We start from the raw sequence: 4,176 nt of genomic DNA, 5'->3' as shown, positions 1-4,176 counted from the left end.
TCTTTATACTAAGTGGATTTATTTTAACATACAGCTATGAGTCTAGACTTAGAAAAAAAATTGTTTCTATAAGAAGCTTTTATATAGCAAGGTTTGCAAGGATTTATCCTATGCATTTTGTAACTATGATTGCAGCTCTGATTCTAAGCTTGGCTGTAGGAAATAATGATAATTATCTATTACAAAACTCACTACTAATTCAAAGTTTTTACAGTGATAAGGACGTCTTCTTTTCTCTTAATGCGCCTTCTTGGAGTATTTCAGATGAAATGTTTTTCTACTTATTGTTTCCTATAGTTCTACTTTTCACAGCAAATATTAGAGTCTTTCTATTTGCTTTCTTAACAGTTCTAATATTATATCTTAATATTCACTTGGATGATGGTAGCAAACATTATTGGTTATACATTTCACCTGTCTTAAGGTTTGCCGATTTTTTATTAGGGATGATTCTTTACTCAATATATAAATATTTGAATACTCACTACGAGAGTTTGAATAATAAAGGTACAATATTAGAAATAGTGTCTATATCTATTTTCTTAATATTTTTCACGTTCCATCTTAATCTTAATATAAGTTATCGATATTCTATCTATTACTGGTTGCCCATGTTTCTAATTATATTGGCTTTTGCGATATCAGGCAGCTCAAATAACAAAGGTTTTATTAGTAAGATTTTGTCTAATAAGTATTTAGTATGGTTGGGTGAAATCAGTTTTTGTTTTTATCTTATTCATGTATTAGTAATAAGAGTAGTGGGTTTCATAATGAATAAAATTTTCTTTAATGTCAACTTAATCATATTATCTTCACTCTGTTTAATAGTTACTTTAATTGCAAGTGCAATTGCCTATAAATTTATTGAAAAACCTTTGAATTATAAAATAAAAGAGTACTTATTATGATTCCATTTCTTGATCTAAAAGCAATAAATGCCCAATATCGCGATGAGCTTGTAGATGCTTGTGCTCGCGTTATTGATTCAGGATGGTATATCGGCGGCAGTGAACTCGAACAATTCGAACAGCAGTTTGCCAGTTACTGCGGGACGAAATATGCAATTGGTGTAGCTAACGGTTTAGATGCGCTTATTCTTACCCTTCGTGCTTGGAAAGAATTAGGTAAACTAAAAGATGGTGACGAAGTTATCGTACCGTCTAATACTTATATAGCTAGCATATTGGCAATTAGTGCTAATAATTTGACACCTATTTTAGTTGAACCGTGTGTAGACAGCTTTAACGTTGATCCTAAAAAAATCGAAACGGCTATTACTAGCAAAACAAAAGCCATACTTCCAGTACATTTATATGGTCAGTTAGCAGATATGCCCGCTATTATGGATATTGCTAAACGTCATGAGTTGTTGGTATTAGAAGACTCGGCGCAAGCCCATGGTGCTTCTCTTGATGGTAAGAAAGCAGGGAGCTGGGGTGATGCCTCAGGTTTTAGTTTTTATCCGGGTAAAAACCTTGGCGCATTGGGCGATGCTGGCGCAATTACTACTAGTGATAAAGAGCTGGCGGATACATTGCGCGCGTTACGTAATTATGGCTCACATGAAAAGTATAAAAATTTATTTCAAGGCGTTAATAGTCGGTTAGATGAAATCCAAGCTGCAATGCTTAATGTGAAGCTCAATCATTTAGATGATGAGATTGCCCATCGTCGTAAAGTCGCGAATGAATATCTCAAGGGTATTAATAATAAAGCAATTATATTGCCTACTAAAGAAAATGATAGCGCTCATGTTTGGCATGTCTTTGTGATCCGCTGTGATCGTAGAGATGAGTTGCAAAAATACTTAGCTGATAATGGGGTTCAAACACTCATTCATTATCCAGTGCCACCACATCAGCAGCCTGCATACAGAGAATGGAATGAATTAAGCTATCCTATTTCTGAAAGTATTCATGCAAAGGTGTTAAGCTTACCAATAGGGCCTACTATGACTATGGAAGACGTCAATACAGTCATTCAGATATGCAATGAGTTACAATTATAAATGAATTTACTCAAAACTACTGCCCTTAATGGTATAGCGGTCCTTATTAAGACCGCTACTATGTTTATTTTAAATAAAGTACTTGCGGTATACGTCGGCCCTTCTGGTTATGCCGTTATAGGTCAATTTCAGAACTTTATTCAGATAGTGACAAGCTTTGCTGGTGGGGCGATAAATACAGCGGTTATAAAATATACGGCAGAGTATTATGAAGATGAGAGCCGACAAAGAGCAATTTGGAGGACAGCAGGCAGTATCGTACTCGTATTTAGCATCATCATTGCTTTTCTCCTACTAATATTACAACGGCAACTGTCTGTTTATATCTTTCAAACGGATGAGTTCCAATCTGTATTTGTATGGTTTGCTGTTTTCTTACTATTCTTTAATTTCAACGCACTATTTCTAGCGATATTGAATGGCAAAAAGGAAATACTAAAATTAGTAATCGCCAACATCGCTGGTAGCCTATTTTCTTTAGCGATAACAGGTATTTTAGCATTTAAGTTTGGCTTATATGGAGCCTTAGTGGCATTGTCGATATATCAATCGACAGCATTTCTAGTGACTTTAGTTTTATGTTATAAAGCCGACTGGTTCAAATTCAAATATCTGTTTGGTAAGATAGATCCAGATATTACTAGAAAGTTTGCAGGTTTCGCATTAATGGCATTGACCAGTGCACTCTGTGTGCCTCTATCGCAAATTGCTATTCGAACCTATATGACAGGTGAGTTCGGAATAGAGTATGCGGGTTATTGGGAAGCGATGATTCGCCTAAGTAGTGCTTATCTCATGCTAGTGACCACTACTTTAGGTGTTTATTATTTGCCAAGGTTGTCAGAATTATCAGCTATCAGTGATATTAAGAAAGAAGTATATCTAGGATATAAAGTTATTTTTCCTGTCGCTTTAATAGGAGCTATAACGGTTTATCTCTTAAGAGATTGGATAATTGGGTTGCTATTTACCGATTCATTTCTTCCTATGCGAGACTTATTCTTATGGCAGATGATTGGAGACTCACTAAAAATTGGCAGCTGGATACTAGCCTATCTAATGCTAAGTAAAGCGATGACCAAACTTTTTATCATTACTGAAATAGTATTTGCTAATACATTAGTGGGTTTAACTTATTTATTTACCAAGCTATTTGGGTTCGAGGGTGTTTCAATAGCTTATCTAGTGAATTATGCTATTTATTGGTTAGTGATGGGTTTGTTCGTATTTAAAGCACTTAGAATTGAAGAGAGTAGTTATGCAGAGTAGTCAACCTTTAGTCTCTATAGTGATTCCTTGCTACAATCATGAGCAGTTTGTACAAGATACTATTCAAAGTGTCATTGACCAAACTTATAACAATATAGAGTTAATCATTATAGATGATGGATCAAAAGACAGTTCTGTAGCAAAAATCAAAGAAATGATTGAGTTGTGTGAGAGAAGATTTACTCGGTTTGAATTTAGAAGTAGAGCTAATATTGGGCTTAGTGCAACTCTAAATGAGGCCTTAGAATGGTGCCAAGGAGTTTATCTTTCATGTATAGCTTCGGATGATATTTTAAAGGCATACAAAACAAGCGTACAAGTGGATTATTTACAAAAAAATATACTTAGTATTGGCGTATTTGGAGGAGTTGAACTTATAGATGAAAATGCTGCTGTAAAAGGAACTATTCTTAGGCGTCATAAAAAATATAATTTTAATGATATCTTTTTACACCAACATAATTTACCAGCGCCTACACAGTTTTTGAGATTAAACAATGTAAGAGAAGTAGGTGGTTATAAAGAGTCCTTGATTATAGAAGATTGGCCTATGTGGCTTTTCTTAACAGAGCATGGCGGTACTTTAGACTATATAAGTACTGTTTTTACTAGTTATAGAAGACATCAAGGAAATCTATCAGCTAGGCTTGATGATATGCAAAAAGCTAGAATAGAAGTAGTTGAATTATTTAGTAGTAATGAACTATCAGAGAGAGCATTAGCTGGAACTTATATGGTCGAGGCTCATTGTTGGCAAAAAATAAATAGAAAAAAATCACTAAGTTTTATTAAGAAAGCAATAAAATCAGATTTTACTTTAATTTACAAAAAAAGTTTTTTACAATACATTATAAAATTAGCTTTATTTCAATATTAAATTTCTTGATACAGCAATAGGC

At 34.0% G+C, this 4,176-nt stretch carries 4 protein-coding genes; all 4 read left to right on the top strand.

Annotated features, from left to right (window positions below):
* On the top strand, positions 1-908 hold a 908-nt coding region (locus JMY08_RS13800), incomplete at its 5' end, for an acyltransferase family protein (RefSeq protein ID WP_201593752.1).
* A complete protein-coding gene (locus JMY08_RS13795; RefSeq protein ID WP_201593751.1) occupies positions 905-2,008 on the top strand; it encodes a DegT/DnrJ/EryC1/StrS family aminotransferase in 1,104 nt (367 codons plus the stop codon). The genes JMY08_RS13800 and JMY08_RS13795, both read left to right, overlap by 4 nt.
* On the top strand, positions 2,009-3,277 hold the full coding sequence (locus tag JMY08_RS13790) for an O-antigen translocase (RefSeq protein ID WP_201593750.1): 1,269 nt from the start codon (positions 2,009-2,011) through the stop codon (positions 3,275-3,277).
* Positions 3,267-4,154 (top strand): glycosyltransferase, encoded by an 888-nt coding sequence (locus JMY08_RS13785; RefSeq protein WP_201593749.1) that lies wholly within the window; start codon positions 3,267-3,269, stop codon positions 4,152-4,154. The genes JMY08_RS13790 and JMY08_RS13785 overlap by 11 nt, the downstream gene beginning before the upstream one ends.
* Positions 4,155-4,176 lie beyond the last annotated feature (22 nt).

It is taken from the genome of Psychrobacter sp. Pi2-51, assembly GCF_904846665.1.
Classification (GTDB): Bacteria; Pseudomonadota; Gammaproteobacteria; order Pseudomonadales; family Moraxellaceae; genus Psychrobacter; species Psychrobacter glaciei.
This window is presented reverse-complemented; position numbering and strand designations above follow the sequence as displayed.